The 16,932-nt window shown below is 68.6% G+C and carries 19 protein-coding genes; 9 read left to right on the top strand and 10 right to left on the bottom strand.

What is annotated here, in order from left to right:
- Positions 1-79 precede the first annotated feature (79 nt).
- Complete coding sequence (locus K3888_RS04485; protein ID WP_295647794.1) at positions 80-1,522, bottom strand: RNA polymerase sigma factor; 1,443 nt, start codon at positions 1,520-1,522, stop codon at positions 80-82.
- Between the two features lie 104 nt (positions 1,523-1,626).
- A complete protein-coding gene (ppgK, locus tag K3888_RS17815; protein ID WP_230929018.1) occupies positions 1,627-2,472 on the bottom strand; it encodes a polyphosphate--glucose phosphotransferase in 846 nt (281 codons plus the stop codon).
- A gap of 160 nt (positions 2,473-2,632) precedes the next feature.
- Between ppgK and K3888_RS04475 the strand changes: the two genes are divergently transcribed.
- Positions 2,633-3,487 (top strand): inositol monophosphatase family protein, encoded by an 855-nt coding sequence (locus K3888_RS04475; protein ID WP_230929017.1) that lies wholly within the window; start codon positions 2,633-2,635, stop codon positions 3,485-3,487.
- Positions 3,488-3,537: 50 nt separating this feature from the next.
- On the opposite strand, the gene cei is transcribed toward K3888_RS04475, so the two are convergent.
- Positions 3,538-4,176, bottom strand: coding sequence for an envelope integrity protein Cei (gene cei / locus K3888_RS04470; protein ID WP_230929016.1), 639 nt, complete (start codon positions 4,174-4,176; stop codon positions 3,538-3,540).
- Between the two features lie 204 nt (positions 4,177-4,380).
- Between cei and K3888_RS04465 the strand changes: the two genes are divergently transcribed.
- Positions 4,381-4,683, top strand: coding sequence for a DUF4193 domain-containing protein (locus K3888_RS04465; RefSeq protein ID WP_230929015.1), 303 nt, complete (start codon positions 4,381-4,383; stop codon positions 4,681-4,683).
- A gap of 109 nt (positions 4,684-4,792) precedes the next feature.
- Here the strand turns inward: K3888_RS04465 and K3888_RS04460 are convergent, their stop codons facing one another.
- On the bottom strand, positions 4,793-5,299 hold the full coding sequence (locus tag K3888_RS04460) for a DUF3093 domain-containing protein (protein ID WP_230929014.1): 507 nt from the start codon (positions 5,297-5,299) through the stop codon (positions 4,793-4,795).
- A 53-nt stretch (positions 5,300-5,352) separates the two neighbouring features.
- On the opposite strand from K3888_RS04460, the gene dut reads away from it, so the two are divergent.
- The 4 genes from dut to K3888_RS04440 all read left to right on the top strand — a co-directional run bounded on the left by dut (position 5,353) and on the right by K3888_RS04440 (position 8,022).
- Positions 5,353-5,832 carry a dUTP diphosphatase gene (dut, locus tag K3888_RS04455; RefSeq protein ID WP_230929013.1) on the top strand — a complete coding sequence of 160 codons (480 nt, stop codon included), beginning with the start codon at positions 5,353-5,355 and terminating at the stop codon, positions 5,830-5,832.
- 79 nt (positions 5,833-5,911) lie between these two features.
- Positions 5,912-6,823 (top strand): DUF3710 domain-containing protein, encoded by a 912-nt coding sequence (locus tag K3888_RS04450; protein ID WP_230929012.1) that lies wholly within the window; start codon positions 5,912-5,914, stop codon positions 6,821-6,823.
- Between the two features lie 25 nt (positions 6,824-6,848).
- Positions 6,849-7,259, top strand: coding sequence for a single stranded DNA-binding domain-containing protein (locus K3888_RS04445; RefSeq protein ID WP_230929011.1), 411 nt, complete (start codon positions 6,849-6,851; stop codon positions 7,257-7,259).
- On the top strand, positions 7,246-8,022 hold the full coding sequence (locus K3888_RS04440) for a DUF3159 domain-containing protein (protein ID WP_230929010.1): 777 nt from the start codon (positions 7,246-7,248) through the stop codon (positions 8,020-8,022). Before K3888_RS04445 ends, K3888_RS04440 begins: the two co-directional genes overlap by 14 nt.
- 99 nt (positions 8,023-8,121) lie before the next feature.
- Here K3888_RS04440 and K3888_RS04435 read toward each other — a convergent pair whose 3' ends face one another.
- The 3 genes from K3888_RS04435 to K3888_RS04425 form a co-directional block, all read right to left on the bottom strand.
- The gene (locus K3888_RS04435; protein WP_230929102.1) at positions 8,122-9,069 is read right to left on the bottom strand and encodes a DUF2189 domain-containing protein; all 948 of its coding nucleotides are present in this window, start codon (positions 9,067-9,069) and stop codon (positions 8,122-8,124) included.
- A gap of 183 nt (positions 9,070-9,252) precedes the next feature.
- On the bottom strand, positions 9,253-9,777 hold the full coding sequence (gene ahpD / locus K3888_RS04430) for an alkylhydroperoxidase, AhpD family (protein WP_230929009.1): 525 nt from the start codon (positions 9,775-9,777) through the stop codon (positions 9,253-9,255).
- Positions 9,774-10,370 (bottom strand): peroxiredoxin, encoded by a 597-nt coding sequence (locus K3888_RS04425; RefSeq protein ID WP_230929008.1) that lies wholly within the window; start codon positions 10,368-10,370, stop codon positions 9,774-9,776. The genes ahpD and K3888_RS04425 overlap by 4 nt, the downstream gene beginning before the upstream one ends.
- A gap of 154 nt (positions 10,371-10,524) precedes the next feature.
- On the opposite strand from K3888_RS04425, the gene K3888_RS04420 reads away from it, so the two are divergent.
- Positions 10,525-11,460, top strand: coding sequence for a hydrogen peroxide-inducible genes activator (locus K3888_RS04420; protein ID WP_230929007.1), 936 nt, complete (start codon positions 10,525-10,527; stop codon positions 11,458-11,460).
- A 3-nt stretch (positions 11,461-11,463) separates the two neighbouring features.
- Here the strand turns inward: K3888_RS04420 and K3888_RS04415 are convergent, their stop codons facing one another.
- From K3888_RS04415 to gnd, 3 genes are all read right to left on the bottom strand, one after another.
- Positions 11,464-12,324, bottom strand: coding sequence for a hypothetical protein (locus tag K3888_RS04415; protein WP_230929006.1), 861 nt, complete (start codon positions 12,322-12,324; stop codon positions 11,464-11,466).
- A 104-nt stretch (positions 12,325-12,428) separates the two neighbouring features.
- A complete protein-coding gene (locus K3888_RS04410) occupies positions 12,429-13,850 on the bottom strand; it encodes a DEAD/DEAH box helicase (protein ID WP_230929005.1) in 1,422 nt (473 codons plus the stop codon).
- Positions 13,817-15,289 (bottom strand): NADP-dependent phosphogluconate dehydrogenase, encoded by a 1,473-nt coding sequence (gnd, locus tag K3888_RS04405; RefSeq protein WP_230929004.1) that lies wholly within the window; start codon positions 15,287-15,289, stop codon positions 13,817-13,819. Before gnd ends, K3888_RS04410 begins: the two co-directional genes overlap by 34 nt.
- A 335-nt stretch (positions 15,290-15,624) precedes the next feature.
- On the opposite strand from gnd, the gene K3888_RS04400 reads away from it, so the two are divergent.
- Together K3888_RS04400 and K3888_RS04395 are read left to right on the top strand one after the other, a co-directional pair.
- On the top strand, positions 15,625-16,353 hold the full coding sequence (locus K3888_RS04400; protein ID WP_230929003.1) for a hypothetical protein: 729 nt from the start codon (positions 15,625-15,627) through the stop codon (positions 16,351-16,353).
- A 112-nt stretch (positions 16,354-16,465) separates the two neighbouring features.
- Entirely contained in the window at positions 16,466-16,879 is a 414-nt protein-coding gene (locus K3888_RS04395; RefSeq protein WP_230929002.1) for a PaaI family thioesterase, read from the top strand.
- Positions 16,880-16,932 lie beyond the last annotated feature (53 nt).

Raw genomic sequence — 16,932 nt, 5'->3', positions numbered from 1 at the left:
GCTACTCGGTTGCCCGATCCGCTACCTGCCTGGCGGGTAGCGGATCGCGCGGGGGAGCAGCGGATTTCTCCGGGGCGGGTCAGTCCAGGTAGTCGCGCAGGACCTGCGAGCGCGACGGGTGCCGCAGCTTCGACATGGTCTTCGACTCGATCTGGCGGATCCGCTCGCGGGTCACGCCGTAGACCTGGCCGATCTCGTCGAGGGTACGGGGCAGGCCGTCGGTGAGACCGAAGCGAAGCCGGACCACGCCAGCCTCACGCTCGGAGAGCGTGTCAAGCACGGACCGAAGCTGGTCCTGCAGAAGCGTGAAGCTCACCGCGTCCACCGCGACGACGGCCTCGGAGTCCTCGATGAAGTCGCCGAGCTGCGAGTCGCCCTCGTCACCGATGGTCTGGTCGAGCGAGATAGGCTCCCGGGCGTACTGCTGGATCTCCAGTACCTTCTCCGGGGTGATGTCCATCTCCTTGGCGAGCTCCTCCGGGGTGGGCTCGCGGCCCAAATCCTGGAGCAGCTCACGCTGGATGCGACCGAGCTTGTTGATGACCTCGACCATGTGCACCGGGATACGGATCGTGCGGGCCTGGTCGGCCATGGCGCGCGTGATGGCCTGGCGGATCCACCAGGTGGCGTACGTGGAGAACTTGTAACCCTTGGTGTAGTCGAACTTCTCGACCGCGCGGATCAGACCGAGGTTGCCCTCCTGGATGAGGTCCAGGAACGCCATGCCGCGACCGGTGTAGCGCTTGGCCAGGGAGACGACCAGCCGGAGGTTGGCCTCGAGCAGATGGTTCTTCGCGCGGACGCCGTCCCGCTCGATCCACTTGTAGTCGCGCCGCTGAGCGGTGGTGAGCTTCTCGCCGCGCTCGGCAACCTGCGTCATCCACCACGTGGAGTATAGGCCCGCCTCGATGCGCTTGGCGAGCTCCACCTCCTCCTCGGCGTTGAGGAGGGCGACCTTGCCGATCTGCTTGAGGTATGCGCGCACGGAGTCCGCGGACGCGGTGAGCTCGGCGTCCTTGCGGGCCTGCCGCAGAGCCTCGGACTCGTCCTCGTCCCAGACGAAGTCACCAGAGGCCTTGTCCTTGGCGGAGGGCTCCTCTTTGGTTTCTTCGTCGGCCTCTTCGTCGTCCTCGACATCCTCGACCTCGACGTCCTCCAGCTCGGAGGTGTCGGGCTCGGCCTCGAGGTTCTCCGCCGACTCGTCGACCTGATCCTCGTCGACCTCGGACGACGCCGGGGAGGTGGTCTTCTTGGCCGCCGTTTTCTTGGCGGCGGTCTTCTTCGCAGCCGTCTTCTTGGCCGCGGTCTTCTTGGCGGGGGTCTTCCTGGCCGCGGCCTTCTTCGCGGGCGCCTTCTTGGCGGGGGTCTTCTTGGCGGGGGCTGCGCCCGTGACCTCGGTGCCTGACGGATCGCCGCTCTCTGCGGGATCCGAACTGGTGGTCTTCGTGGCTGCCACAAACGCCCCTTCACAACCGGTTGCTAGATAGGAATCGGGGATCGGTGCCGCGTGCTCTGCAGACACTCGAGCCGTCCGCCTTGCGGTACCGGGCCCGTCCCCGGCCGGTACATGAGTCCGGCCTGCGCCATTGTAACGAGGAACCGGCGCGAGGGTCGCATCCGGCGGGGTTAACCGGGTCGGTCCTCGGTGACGGAGAGCGCCTCTCCGAGGTCGATGGCGCCGGAGTGCGCCGCGGCATAGAGGGCCGCACCGATGATCCCGGCGTCGTTGAGACGCACGGCCGCGCGAACGGGGGTGCGGTTCTCCAGGAGCGGGAACCACTCGTCGGCGGCCTCGCTGACCCCGCCCCCCAGCACGAACGCACGAGGCCACAGCAGGTCCTCGATCGCGCGAAGCACGTTGGACAGGTGCGGGGCCCATTCGGCGAAGGACATCTCCTCGCGCGCCCGGACGGCGCCCGACGCGAGGTGTTCGGCCTCATCGAAGCCCCGGCCGGCGATGTCCTCGATCATCAGATGGCCGAACTCGCTGTTGGGGATGAGCCGTCCGTTCATGAGCAGCGCGGAGCCGATCCCGGTCCCGATCGTGAGAAGGATCACGAGCCCGTCGACGCCCTCGCCCGCGCCGTAGTGCACCTCGGTCAGCCCGGCGGCATCGGCGTCGTTGAGCATCACGACCGTGCGCCCGGGTAGATGGCGGTCGAACAGGTCCACCACGTCGCAACCGATCCACGACTCGTCGATGTTGGGCGCGATCCGCGCGATCCCCTCGTGGATGACGGTCGGTACGGCCACCCCCACCGGCCCGTCCCAGTTGAACTCGTCGACCATCTCCCGGATCGTCGCGGCGATCGCGTCGGGGGTGGCGGGCTGCGGGGTCGGCCTGAGCAGACGGTCGCCGATCAGCTCGCCGTCGGCCAGGTTCACCCGCCCGACCTTGATGCCGGTGCCGCCCACGTCCACCCCCAGGCCGACGGGGGCGGTGTCGGAGGAGTCAGAGGTCGTGTCGGCCAAGGAGAGCTCCCGGGTACGGGCCGCGATACACGGCGGGGATGGATCCGGCCCCGCGGGACGGGGCACGATGGGCGGTGGTCGCCCGCCCGACAGGCTATCCGCGGCGCCGGTCAGAGCGGGCCGATTGGACGACGACAACGACGACGAGGATGAGGATCGCATGACTGGAGACACGGCATCGGCGAGGTCGGACGACAGCCGTCCCGGGGTCATCGACGAGTTGCGGGAGCTCGCCGACCGGCTGGCTACCTCCGGGGGCGAGGTGGCGCGGCGGATGCTCGCCGAATTCGAGGGACAGGGGCTGGGTGCGCGGTCCAAGAGCTCGGCGACGGACCCGGTCACGGTAATCGACACGTCGGTGGAGAGTCATCTACGCGGGGAGATCACCGCGTACCGGCCCGGCGACGCGGTGTTGGGTGAGGAGACCGGCGAGGCCCCCGGCTCCGGTGCGGCCAGCCGGGTGCGGTGGGTGGTCGACCCGGTGGACGGGACGGTGAACCTGCTCTACGGCATCCCGTTCACCGCGGTATCGGTCGCGGCTGAACTCGACGGTGTCGTCGTCGTCGGCGCCGTTCACAACATCGTCACCCGGGAGACCTGGACGGCCGCGCTCGACCGCGGGGCCACCCTACGGGCAGCAGACGGTCAGGTGACCACCCTCGGTGTATCCGGCTGCGACGACCTGTCCCTCGCCCTGGTCGGCACCGGGTTCTCCTACGACGCGACACTGCGGGCCGAGCAGGGCAGAGCGGTCGCGGCACTCCTTCCCGTGGTCCGCGACATCCGACGCTGCGGATCCGCGGCGCTCGACCTGTGCATGCTCGCCACCGGCCGTCTCGACGCCTACTACGAGCGCTGCCTCAAGCCCTGGGACTATGCGGCAGGGGGCCTCATCGCGGCGGAGTCGGGAGCGATCGTCTCGACCTCCAACGACGACGCCGTGCCCACCGTCGCCGCAGGCCCCGGCGTCTCGGAGGCGTTCCGGCAGGCGCTACGGGATTGCGGGGTCCTCTAGGGGCGTCGGGCCAGCCGGAGACCAACCGGCGGCTTCAGGCCCCGGAATTGTCAGCAGCTGACGGAACGGGCGGCCGCGAGCTCGGTGGAGATCGGCTGGCGCCCCACCTTCAGCTCGTCGAGCGCCCCCACCGAGGACACCGAATCGGACAGTCTCGAGAAGGTGGTGCCCAGCACGAGATCCACGGACGCGTCGTCCCGGCCGTCGGTGACCAGCTGCATGCACGGCGCCGTCAGGGAGAGCGAACGGGCATTGGCCTCGCCCGCCTCGCCGTAGCGGATCTGCCCGTGGCACTCGAGCGCCTGGCCGTAAATCGGGTCGTTGCCGGTCGCGTCGGTGCCCGTGGGTTGGAAACCGCTCTCCGCGAGCTGAGCGGCGACGGCGCCCGCCTGACCGCTCTGCCCGTTGGCGTTGAGCACCCGCACACGGGTGTCGTCCAGGAGCGCCGGCTCGACCTCGTCCAGAGCGTTGGCCGACTGCGACTCCAAGCCGGCCCCCTCCGCAGCCTCCGGGATCGGACAGGCGACGGCCTGGGTCGCGGCGTCATTTCCACGGAGCGCGAACGCCCACACGAGGCCTCCGAGGACCAGCACCGCGACCACGAACAGCACGTAGGGGGCCCGCAGGCGCGCCATCCCCCGAGCGGGGGACGGGCTCGGAGTGCTCTGTGTGCTCAGGTGGGCGACCATCGATGGCCTTCCTGCAGGTGGGCGGCGTGACGGCCCGGCAGGGCCCTTCGGCAACACTGTAAACGCCGACTCAGTCGCGCCGCCGCCGGGACACGGAAGGAACCCGTGGATGAAATTCCGTGGGGATTCCGTTAATATGCGTGCGCCGGTCGGACCACGACCGATGCGCGAACCCCTCGACTCGGACCCGCAGAAAAGAGACTCATGGCAACCGACTACGACGCACCCCGCCGGACAGAGGCGGACGAGCTCGCCGGCGATTCGCTGGAAGAGCTCAAGGCCCGACGCGCCGAGGGCGCCACGGGCGAGGTCGACGTGGACGAGACCGACACCGCCGAATCCTATGAACTGCCGGGCGCAGATCTCTCCGGTGAGGAACTGACGGTCCGTGTGGTGCCGGAGCAGGACAACGAGTTCACCTGCGGCGAGTGCTTCCTCGTGCATCACCGGAGCCGCTTCGCCGAGGAGCGCGACGGCCTGCAGATCTGCGTGGACTGCGCGGGCTGAGACCCCGCCGACCGGCCACCGGGTGATCCCGGCGGCCGGTCGGGCGATGCCCCCGCAGAGCACTGACGCCGGGCCCGACGGGCCCGGCATCAACGCATCAGGTGTGGTGTCAGCAGTAGTGGTTGTCCGGCAGCGCCGCGGCGAGTCCCTCCGGGTCCCGGGTGCTGATCAACCAGTACGGCGTGGGATCCAGCGGGTCGTCCAACACGACGATCACCATCGTGGGGATGTAGCCGCGATGAACCACGAAGGCCTCGGGATCCAGCTGCCGGCCCATGGCGGCCTGCTTGGCGGTGGCGGGAACCACGGCCGTGCGGGAGATGGCGTCGAAGGGGAGCCGGGCCCGGCCGGCGTAGAGGGTCCCGCCGCCCTGCCCGTCCGACTCGACCTCGATCTTCTCGCGGCTGACAGTGACGAAAAGCCAGGCCGTGAGCGCCGGGATGACCACGATCAGCAGCCACATCCACCACCGGGCCCCGAGCGCGGCCGCCAGGGCCGCCGCTGCAGCGGTGATCGCGACCAGGGCGATCCACCACCACACGGGCACCCGGAGAGACTCCGAGTGAACCGGACGAGGAGCACGGTCGCGGGGTGGGCGGAGATCTTCTTCGGTCACGTGAACCAGACTAGCTACTATCCGGAGCGACGCCGTAGGAGGGCACAGACACCATGAACCACGTCCATGACACGAACGGATCGGGTCAGGTGCTCCGTCTGCAGCGACTCGATGCCGGTCTTCCGCTGCCGGTACGGGCCCACCCGACCGATGCCGGAATCGATCTCCACGCCGCGCACGAGTGCGAGTTGGCACCCGGTCATCGATCCCTGGTCGGTACGGGCGTCGCGATCGCCCTGCCGGTGGGCTACGTGGGGCTCGTGCACCCCCGCTCGGGACTGGCCGCGCGCGCGGGGCTGTCCATCGTCAACGCCCCCGGCACCGTGGACGCCGGTTACCGGGGCGAGATCAAGGTGAACCTGATCAACCTGGATCCCGCCGAGACGGTGCACATCGTCCGCGGTGACCGGATCGCCCAGCTGATCATCCAGCAGGTCGAACTGTGGGATGTGGTGGAGGTCGAGACCCTCGAGGACTCCGAACGAGGCGCCGGTGGCCACGGATCCACGGGTGGGCACGCCCGCCTGACCTGACCGGGGAGGCGGCTGTTGGGTAGCGTCGACCGAGACGGTCCTGTCCGGGACCGGGGCGCACGGGGAGAGGATTTCCACCATGTTCGGACGTAAGAAGGCGGCGACCGGGTCCCGCGAGTCCGCCGCAGCGGACGCGGCCGCTGCCTCGACCCCGCCGGCCGAGGGGCCTCACGACCGTTCGGTCATCGGTGATGTCCGCGAGTACTACACCGACCTCGGTTACGGGCACATCGACCTCGGCTCGCTGGCGATCGGTGTCCCGCCGGGTCGTGACCTGAACGTCGCCCTGGACCCCAACGGGCAGCCCGAGTTCCACGTCGTCACCCAGGTGTCGCGGGTCATCCCGCGCGCGTTCGCCGCGCCCAAGTCGGCGGGACAGTGGCGGACTATGGTCTCCGACATGCGTGAGCAGCTCGAGCAGCAGGGAGCGGACGTATCAGTCGTGGACGGCCCGTGGGGTCGGGAACTGGTGGCAGAGCTTCCCGGCGCGGTGTTCCGCGCGATCGGAGTGGACGGGAACCGTTGGACGGCCGAGGTCCGGGTCATGGCCACTCCGGAGCTCGCGGAGCAGGCGGCTGACGAGGGCCGCGAGGTCCTCCGTCATCTGGTGATCAACCGAGGTGACGGCCCGATGCCCGTGAAGGAACAACTCGCGCTGACCATCCCCGAGGAGATCCAGTCGGCCCTGACCCAGGCGCGTTCACAGCTCGCCGCGCAACAGCAGGCCCAGGCGTTCCAGCAGCAGATGGCAGCCGGCGGCGCGGACCGGCAGGCGACGCAGGGCGACTCCGGACAGCAGGCACGAGCCGCCACAGCGCCGGCGCAGCAGCAGGCAGCTCCGAACCCGGCTACTCAGAACCAGTCTGCCCAGAACCAGGCTGCTCCGGCTCAGGATGCACCGTCCGGCCCGGCTCGGAACGAGGGGCGTCCGGCCGCGCCGCGGCGCGACGGTAGCGCGATGGACCGGCTCCGTGACGGCGACGATCTGTAACCCGCCCGGCTATGGCGAGTAGCTGATGTCCACGTTGGCGCGAGCGCTGCGAAAGATCTCCGCGCGCCTGACCGACCCGGTCGAGGTACTCGACGCGGCCGAACTGGCGGGTCGGGTCACAGGCTCCGGATCACTGTGTGTCGTGGACGCGTCCCGGGGCGACCGGGCGAGCCTGACCGGTCGCATTCGCACAGTCGTCTCCGGTGGGGGCGATCACCATCTCGGCGTCACCGCCGAGGTCTTCGACGGAACGGGCGCGATCGAGGTCTGCTGGCTGGGGCGACGGTCTATTCCCGGAATCGACACGGGCAGGTATATCCGTGTCACCGGTCGTGTCGGACAACGGCACGGCCGCAAGATCATGTTCAACCCGCGCTATGAACTGCTGGCAGGGCGGCCGGGCCACACCGTGGAGGAATCAGATGACCGAGCCTGAGCAGCGGGCAGGCCGGACCACCGGCCCCCGATCGGCGTTCGGCGACCCCGACGCGTCGCTGATCGACCAGATGGGCGGGATACGCGGATTGGTGTTCTCCTCGATCCCGATCCTCGCGTTCGTACCCATCAATGCGATCTGGGGACTGACCGCGGCGATCTGGGCCGCGTTGGGTGTGGCGGTCGCGATGCTCGGCTGGTCGCTGGTTCGGCGTGAGAACCCGCAGCCGGCGATCTCCGGGTTCATCGGCGTCGCCATCTGTGTCTTCATCGCGTGGCGGACCGGAAGCGCGAAAGGGTACTTCCTGTACGGGATCATCACCCAGGCCGTGTACGGCGGAGCGTTCGCGATCTCCGCGTTGATCCGGTGGCCCCTGGCCGGTGTGATCTGGGGCTTCCTGGACGGTAGGGGTATGGCCTGGCGTCGCAATCCCCAGGCCAGGCGCTGGTACGCGGTCGCGACCTGGGTCTGGGCGGCGCTTTTCGCGATCCGCGCCGTCCTCCAGTACGTGTTGTACCTCAACGACGAGGTCAACTGGCTGGGCGCGGCCCGCATCGGGATGGGATGGCCGCTGGCGTTGGTGGCCTTCGTGGTCACGGTGTGGGCCATACGCCGTGCGATGACGCATGAAGAACCCGTGGAGACGGATGACACCGTCGTGGAATCGCAGGAGGCGACGGGGCAAGGAATTGAAGCCCGTGGTGAGCCCGTCGCGAGCAAGGTGGACGACTCGCCTGAGAATGATACGACGGTGGGCGGGTAGGAGCGCTGACTGTTTCAGCGACGAGTGATACCGCAAAGCCCCGGCGGCCAGGATGGCCACCGGGGCTTCTGAGTCCCCTCGGAAGGGTGCTGGATATGGTCAGACGGCGCTGGCCGCGGTACGGGAGAAGTCGCTCGGTCCGGTGATGGCTCGGTAGGCGACCGTGGAGGCCAGTGCCGTGATCGGGATCGCGACGAAGAGGCCGACGAGCAGGGCGATGAACCCGACGATGATGATCAGGACGTTCAGGATCGCCAGCAGGAAGAGATTTCCGCCATCAGACTTGATGGCGTTGAAGCTCGACTTGATCGCATCGCCCGGGCCCATGTTGCGGTCGATCACGAAGTGGAACGTCCAGTACAGGAAGAACATGATCGCGATACCCGGGATGATGAGCAGGACCAGCCCGACCGTCGTGGCGATTCCAACGATGATGCCGGCGACGACGAACGACCCGAAGTTGGTGAGCTTGAAGAAGCTGCCGATGTCCGGCTTGTATCCGTCGACTTCGAGCAGGGAGCCCCGGATCGAGAAGGCCTGGATCAGGAACCCGACCACGATGGTCAGGATCGAGCCCATAAGGGAGACGCCCACCGATTCGGAATTCGAGAAGTAGCTGGTGATGGCGTTGGCGAGGAACGACACGAGGGTGATGAGCACCCACGGCAGCGGGTTGTTCTTGAACAGTTGCCAGGCAGCGCCGATAGCCTCGGTGGCGGACGGCCTGCCGATCGCTACACCGCCTCCGCCGGCTCCTGCGTGCGGGTAGGCGGCGCCGTAGCCGGGCGCTCCGTACTGCTGCCCGTAATCCTGCTGGCCATAACCCTGGCCGGGGTACGGCTCCTGCGGTGACTGACCGTAGCCCTGGTGACCGTAACCTTGCTGACCGTAGCCCTGGTCGGGGTAGGGATCCTGGCCCTGCTGGCCGTAGCCCTGCCCGTAGTTCGAGTCGCCCTGCTGCTCCCAGCCCTGCTGGCCCGACCCGGTGTTGTACGGGTCGTTGTGCGAACCGTCTCCGGTCGGGGAGCCTCCGCCTCCGGTGGTCATGTCGTCTCCATATCGTCAGAGTGGCCGCAGATACTTTCCACGACACCTCCTACGAACCTAGTGCCGGCGGGGGCTTCTGGGGAGGTCCAACCCGCCGTGGAGCGTGAGCCTGATCCCGGGAAATACGAGATAGCCCCACTGACCGATCGTCAGCGGGGCTATCTCGATCACCGTGGGGTGAGGTCAGATGTTGGCGTCGATCTCGACGGCCTGTGCGACACCGGCGACCGTGGCGGCGACCTTGACGGCCTCCCACGCCTGCTCCTTGGTGAGGCCCTCCTTGCGGATGACCGCGTCGTGAGCGGCGGTGCAGTTCTCGCAGCCGTTGATCGTGGACACGGCCATCGACCACAGCTCGAAGTCAGCCTTCTCGACACCCGGGTTGGCGATGATGTTCATTCGAAGGCCCATGCGGACCTGGGTATAGTCCTCGCCCAGGAACTCCTTGGCACGGTAGGACACATTGTTCATCGCCATGATCGAGGCGGCGCCGAGGGCGGCGTTGAACGCCTCGTCCGACAGGTGCCCGCGGGCCTCATCCGCGATCTCCGACAGCACGGTGGCCGAGCGGGTGGCCGCGGCGGTCGCGAGGAAGGTGCCCCACAGCTGCTGCTCGTTGAGCTCCGTGGAGCGAGCGAGCGAGCTGAGGTTCAGCTTGAGATCCTTCGCGAACTCGGGGAGTCCGGACTTCAGGTTCTCGATGCTCACTTGATGCCCTCCTGCAGCATCTCCATCTTGTCGATGTTCTTGGTGGGGTCGTTCTTCTGCCAGTTGCAGGCGCAGACCTCGGAGGACTGGAGGGCGTCCAGCACTCGCAGGACCTCGTCGACGTTGCGGCCCACGGCGTCGGGGGTGACCGAGACGAACTGGATGACGTTGTCCGGGTCGACGATGAAGGTGGCGCGATCGGCCACGCCGCCGGCGTTCTCGACGCCCAGGGCCCGGATCAGCTCATGCTTGATGTCCGACAGGAGCGGGAAGGGGACGCCCTTGAGCTCATCGTTGGTCGCGCGCCAGTTGAAGTGCGCGAACTCGTTGTCGATGGAGCCGCCGAGGACCTGCGTGTCGCGGTCCTGGAAGTCCTCGTCGAGCTTGCCGAACGCGGCGATCTCGGTGGGGCAGACGAAGGTGAAGTCCTTCGGGTAGAAGAAGATCACGCGCCACTTGCCGGCGTAGGACTGGTTCGAGATGGTCTCGAAGTAGTCCTCGGGCTGCTGCGCGTTGACCTCGCGGAGGTCGCCGCCCTTCAGAGCGGTCAGCTCGAAGTCGGGGAACTGGTCGCCGATGGTGAGAAGTGCCATGTGATCCTCCTGAGGATTGGGCCGTTGTGGGACGGACAACGCCCACTATGCACGAGCCCATTCAACAGGTGAAGCCTAATGAGACAGAGATCACTCATAGCTGCAGCCGAATAATCATCGACTTCGGGCTATCTATCGGCCTAGGCTGATCGGCATGGTTGATCAACGGTTCGTTCCGAGCGTGATGCAGCTCAGGGTGTTCCTCGCAGTCGCGGAGAGGCTCCACTTCCGGAGCGCCGCGGAGGAACTGGGCATGAGTCAACCTTCGTTGTCGCAGGCGCTCGCGACGTTGGAGGACGGGCTGGGCCTCCATCTCGTCGAGCGCAGTACGCGATCAGTGCTCGTCACGCCCGCGGGTCAGCAACTGCTGCCGTATGCGCGCGCCGCGGTGGCCGCGATGGACGCGGTCGCCGATGCCGCGGCAGGCAGCGGTGGACCGCTCGTGGGCCAGCTGCGAATCGGCGTGATCCCCACGGCCGCACCGTACCTCCTCCCCGGGCTGTTGCCCGCGCTCGCCGAGAGATTCCCGGGCCTCAGGCCGCGGGTCGTGGAGGACCAGACCGCCAGACTCGTCGACGCGCTGCGCAGCGGCGCCATCGATCTGGCGCTGATGGCGGTTCCGACGGATGCGGCAGGGGTGGTGGCCATCCCGCTGTACACCGAGCGGTTCGCCCTGCTCGTCCCGTCCGGACATGATCTGGACGGCGTTGACGGGATATCGCCGGAAGCTCTGGCCGACGAGCCGCTGTTGCTGCTGGACGAGGGACACTGCCTGCGGGAACAGACCGTCGAACTGTGTCGACGTGTCTCGGTTCCGGTCCTGGGCCGGGAAGAGTCTCGTGCGGCGTCGCTTGCCACGGCCGTCCAATGCGTCGCCGGAGGTCTCGGGGTGACGATCGTCCCCGAATCCGCGGTCGGGCCCGAGACGCGGGATCCCGGTATCGGGGTCGCGACGTTCGCCGATCCTTCGCCGGGGCGGACGATGGCGTTGTTCTTGCGGACCGCGGCCGCCGCGGACGACGCGTACAGGGAGTTCGGCCACGTCGTCACGGAGGTCGCCGCGGAGGTCTTCGGCGCACGGGCCGTATAACGTTCAGCCCGCGTCGTCCGGGGTGTCTGCCGGGCCGGTGAGGGCGGTGGACGACATCCGCTCGAGCCGGTCCGTCGCCCGCACGAAGCGTGCACGCAGGGCTCCTGTCCGGACGATCCACTCGCGTTGAAACGCGACGAACTCGGCTCGGCCTCGCGCGGTCTCCACCGGAATCGGCTCCAGCCCCCATGCCGACAGGTCGTAGGGAGACGACCTCATGTCGACCTCTCGTGCATCGAACGCTGCGTCGAGGGCGTCCAACAGGAGTTCGCCGGGTGCGCCGGCTTCCAGCAACGCCGTGTACGAGTAGATGTCCATCCCGGCGTGTAGGCACGCGGGTTGCTCGTTCGCGATCTGCCCGTCCCGGGAGAGGGGCGGCTCGTTGAGTGGGGCAGCGGCTTCGGTGAAGAACCTGTAGGCGTCGAAGTGGGTGCAGCGCAGGCGGGAGCCGCGCACGACGCCGTCGATCGCGTCGGGGGATATCCGCAGTGGCACCTGTCCGTGCCTCGCCCCGTCGGCCCCTGCACGGTAGAGCATCGCCCATTCGTGGAGGCCGAAGCAGCCGGTCGCCCCGGGTCGGGTGGCGGTTGCCTCGACCAGGCTCCGCGCGCGTCGAATCCGGTCCCCGCGTCGAGCCATCACCGAATCCGGATCGACGACCAATCCGCAACGTCCGTAGAGGGAGTCCCGACGATAGTGGCGCCATTCCGCTCTGTCATCGTGGTGCGCGTTCTCGAGGATCACGCCCGGCCCGGGATGCCATCGGCGGACGGTACCGACGCTGGTGCGGTAGTAGGTGAAGAGGAAGTCGACGACCGGGTGCTCCGCGCCGCGCCGTCGACGATCCAGGTGGTCGCCCGTCATCGCGTCGACGAGTTGGTGATGACGGCGCTCCCTGGCTCGCCAGAGTGGTTCCGGCAGCAGAACGGGGGAGCGGGTCGGCGCCCGCATCGGTTCCCGCGCCACCGTCACAACCGCTTTTTCCTCTTGGGACGGTGGACCCGCGAGCGGGCGGGACGCCGGGTGGCGGGCTTGGGCGCGGGTTCGCGCCGCCGGCGGGGGACCTCGATCTCAGGCCCGAACACTGCGTCGAGCCGGGCCTGCGCGCCGGTGGCGTCGGCATCGACCCGGTCGATGCTCATGCCGGCTTTCTTCGCCTGCTCGATCACCCGCGTGGCCTCTCCGGGCCGCACGACCGCGGCCACCGTGCCGGCCGCGTTGCCGCCGCGGCCGGTCCGACCGGATCGGTGCACGAGGTCCTGGATGGAATGGGGAGGCCCGACGTGGACGATCTGTCCGATGTCCTCGAGGTCCAGGCCCCGCCCGGCGAGGTCGGTGGTGACGAGCACCCTGACGGCGCCGCTGGCGAGTTCTCCGAATGCGGTCGCGCGGCGGTTCGGGGAGGCGGAACCCGACACGCCGGCCGCGGGGACACCGACGTCGGCGATCGACGCCCGGAGCGGTTCGACAGCGTCCCTTCGGGCGACGAAGAACAGCGCGCGCCTGCATCGTGCGGACAGCGAGGTCGCGCATCGCTCGGGATCGTCGGCAATGAGGATGATCAGGTGTCGCGGCTGGCTGCTGTCCGCGGGTACGGCGGCCGCCGGCGATGTGGCCGGTCCGTCGCCCCGGTGGCCCGGGACGGCGATCACGGTTGCCGACTCGGGCGCGCCGGGGTCGTCAGCGCCCGAGGTCTGGTCGCCACCGCCTTCGATGCGGTGGATCCGGAGGTCGGGGTGACGACGACGAGCCGCGGCTTCGACGTCGGCATCAGCTGTGGCGGTGGTCGCCATCAAGGTGGCACCGGCGCATCGGGCCAGCAGGGCGGCGGTCTGCTCCCCGAACGACGCATCCAGCAACTGGTCGACTTCGTCCAGGACCACGATCCGGATATCAGCGGGGTCGAGGGCCCCGCTGCGGATGAGGTCGACGAGGCGCCCCGGCGTGCCCACCGCGATGTCGACGGGAGCGATCAACGCGCGTTTGTCCTTGGCGAGGGGCTGTCCGCCCACGAAGCTGGCGGTCCGGAGCCCGGCTCCGGCACCGACCTCGGCCAGGACCTCATCGTTCTGCAGCGCCAGTTCCCGGGTCGGGGCGACCACGATCGCCCGCGGTCTACCCGGGACGCTGGGTGCGCCGGAGATCCGGTGGACGACGCCGATGGCGAAGACGAGCGTCTTGCCGGAACCGGTCGGTGCGACGGCGAGAAGATTCTCGCCGTTGACGGCGTCGCTCAACGCGGCTGCCTGGATCGCGCTCACCGGTCCCGAGACGATCCCCGAGACGGCATGGCGGATGGGGACCGCGACCCCGAGCTCGGTGAGCAGGCGGTCCAGGGCGGGGCGTGCGTCGCCGGTCAGGCCCGGACCTCCGAACGATCGCCGCTCCACTGGGTGTGGTAGCTGCCTTCACTGTCGGTGCGCAGGTAGGTATGGGCACCGAAGAAGTCGCGCTGGCCCTGGATGAGGGCGGCGGGAAGCCGCTCGGTGCGGAGACCGTCGTAGTAGGCCAGCGCCGCCGAGAATCCGGGCGCCGGGATCCCGGCGCCCACCGCCGTGGTCACCACACGACGCCAGCTGTCGACGCAGTCGGCGAGAGCCTCGGCGAAGTACGGAGCCGCGAGCAGGGTGGGCAGGTCCGGGGTCTGCGCGTAGGCCTCGCGGATCCGGTCGAGGAAGGTGGCTCGGATGATGCATCCACCGCGCCAGATGGTCGCCAGATCTCCTCGTGCCACATCCCACCCGTGCTCGGCGCTCGCGGCGGTGATCTGGTCGAAACCCTGCGCGTAAGCGATGATCTTCGACGCGTAGAGCGCCCGCCTGACGTCCTCCACAAAATCGGTACCGGGCTCCGACGGGGTGGACAGACTGCCTGAGGGGAGTCCCTGACCGGCATCACGCTGGGGGACCGAGCTCGAGAGCGCGCGTGCGAAGACGGCCTCGGCGATACCGGTGACCGGCACGCCGAGGTCGAGTGCCGACTTGACCGTCCAGCGACCGGTGCCCTTCTGACCAGCCCGATCCACGATCACATCGATCAGGGGACCGCCGGTCGCCGCGTCGACCTGGGCGAGCACCTCTGCGGTGATCTCGATGAGGTAGGAGTCGAGCTCGCCGGTGTTCCAATCCCGGAACACCTCGGCCATGGGGCCGGGCTCGATTCCCGCGACCCCGCGGAGCAGGTGGTAGGCCTCGCCGATCAGCTGCATGTCGGAGTACTCGATGCCGTTGTGGACCATCTTCACGAAGTGGCCCGAACCGTCCTCGCCGATGTGGGTGCAGCAGGGCGTGCCGTCGACCTTCGCGGAGATGGACTCGAGCATCGGCCCCACGACCTCATAGCTGGAGGCCGGGCCGCCGGGCATGATCGACGGTCCTTCGAGGGCGCCCTCCTCGCCGCCGGAGATGCCGGCGCCGATGAATCGGATGCCGCGCTCGGCCATGGCCTTCTCGCGGCGGATGGTGTCGGTGTACAGCGCGTTGCCGCCGTCGATGATGATGTCGCCCTCGTCGAAGGCGTCGGCGAGAGCGTCGATCACGGCGTCCGTGGGCGCGCCCGCCTGGACCATCACCAGGGCCCGACGCGGCGAGCTCAGTGCCGCGGCGAACTCGTCGATCGTCTCCGTGCGGATGAAGCTGCCCTCGGAGCCGTGCTCGTCGAGCAGGCGGTCGGTCTTGCCCGCCGACCGGTTGTGTACGGCGACCGTGTAACCCCGGCGGGCGAAGTTTCGGGCGATGTTGGAGCCCATCACGGCAAGTCCGGTGACCCCGATATCGGCGGTTCCGGTCGTGGCGGTCGCGGTCTGCGCGTCCTCGCGCTCAGTACTCATGGGATCAAGGGTAGTCGACGCCGTTCGACACGGCGGACCTGCGGTGATGGAGGATCCGGTGGGGACTCGCTGCTGAGAGGCTTCTATGAACTATCTGACAGATCACAGTTGCACTCAGTGCAGAGTTTGACGGAACCGGCCGAAAATCCTTGGAGTTGCGTGGCGATGTGTTGTAACACTTAGTACCGGGCCGGGTGACGGGCGCCACTGCGGGACGGGGGGATCGGACCGCGTGGTGTGCCATCCCGAGGGGTGCCGGCCACTGTCAAGTGGGGATATACACAGGGGGAAGACCAGATATGACCAGCTCCGTTCTGCCTGGGCAGATGGTTGGTATGAGCACGGTGTTCGAGGACACGACCGAGAAGCTCGGCACGTTTCGGGCCGGATACCCGAAGTTCTATTCGATGGCGGACCTCGGGACCCAGTCCCGTCGCCGCTGGGTCCCGCTCGAGGACGCCGTGAACGGCGGTCGGGTGGAACTGATGTTCCGCAACTACTTCGCGGATTCCGGCGATATGCGATTTTCCACCTATCTCGTGGCGGAGGCGTTCACCCATGGAGTTCTCGGCCGTGCGGTCGCGAGTTTCGTGACCATCGGACGGGTCTGGGACACCGGCGCCGAGAACATGGCTGTGCGGACGGACATCGAGGGGGGCCTCGACTGGGCGGGCGTTCGCGACACGACGCTGCGGGTCCTGCGGGACGACCCGTGCGCCGGCTCGCCCGGCACGGTCGTGCTGCCGTGCGAGCAGGCGCTCGCCCAGTGGCTGGCCTGCCGCGCGCGGGGCACGCTGTCGACCGTGTTCGCCGGGCTCGCCGAGGTGAGCAACTGTAGCCAGGAGACGCTGTGGTCGGTGGCCGGCGAGAGCGTTCTGGGTGCCGCGACGATCGTCCCGACTTTCGCGGGGACCAGCCCCGAGATCGGGTACCGACGCGGGCAGCTCGTGCTGCAGGCCTTGCACGACTCCGGTCTGGCGGTGCGAAAGCGGAGCCGCCTGCCCCGTACGCCGGGCGCCGGTCCGATCCCGGTCCGCGACCGCGGGTGGCGTTCGGTTCGCTGACATGCCCTGACGCGCCTCCCCATGTCGAGCGCGCGGGTAGCCTCTGGACGGTCGCCCGGGCACTCCGGGCCGGACGGTCGCCCGGAGTGCCCGGGCCGGGAGAAGAGGTCAGATGTCGGAGACGAACAGCGATGTGATCAGGCAGGTCCGCGAGCATGAGGATGTGGGCTTCGGCGGGGTGATCGGTCTGGAGTACCGCGACGTGAGCCCGGATCGAGTAGTCGTGACCGTTCCGGTCGGCCCGCACCTCCATCAGCCGCACGGGATCGTCCACGGCGGCGTGTACTGCGCGATCGCGGAGACGGTCGCGAGCGTGGCGGGCTCCGTGTGGCTGGGCGGCGAGGGCCGGGTCGTGGGCGTCAACAACTCCACCGATTTCCTGCGCGCGGTCACCGAGGGGACACTCACCGCGACCGGGACCCCGGTGCACCGCGGGCGATCTCAGCAGCTCTGGCGGGTTGAGATCGCTGACGATCAGGACCGGGTCGTCGCGGTCGGTCAGGTTCGTCTCGCCAATCTCCAGTAGCACCGGGAACGGATCGCACGATGCGAGAAACCCCCGGCGGGACACTCCCGCCG

It is taken from the genome of Dietzia aurantiaca, assembly GCF_021033825.1.
GTDB classification, from domain to species: Bacteria; Actinomycetota; Actinomycetes; order Mycobacteriales; family Mycobacteriaceae; genus Dietzia; species Dietzia aurantiaca.
The sequence above is the reverse complement of the archived record's forward strand: the minus strand, read 5'-3'. Positions and strand labels throughout refer to the sequence as shown.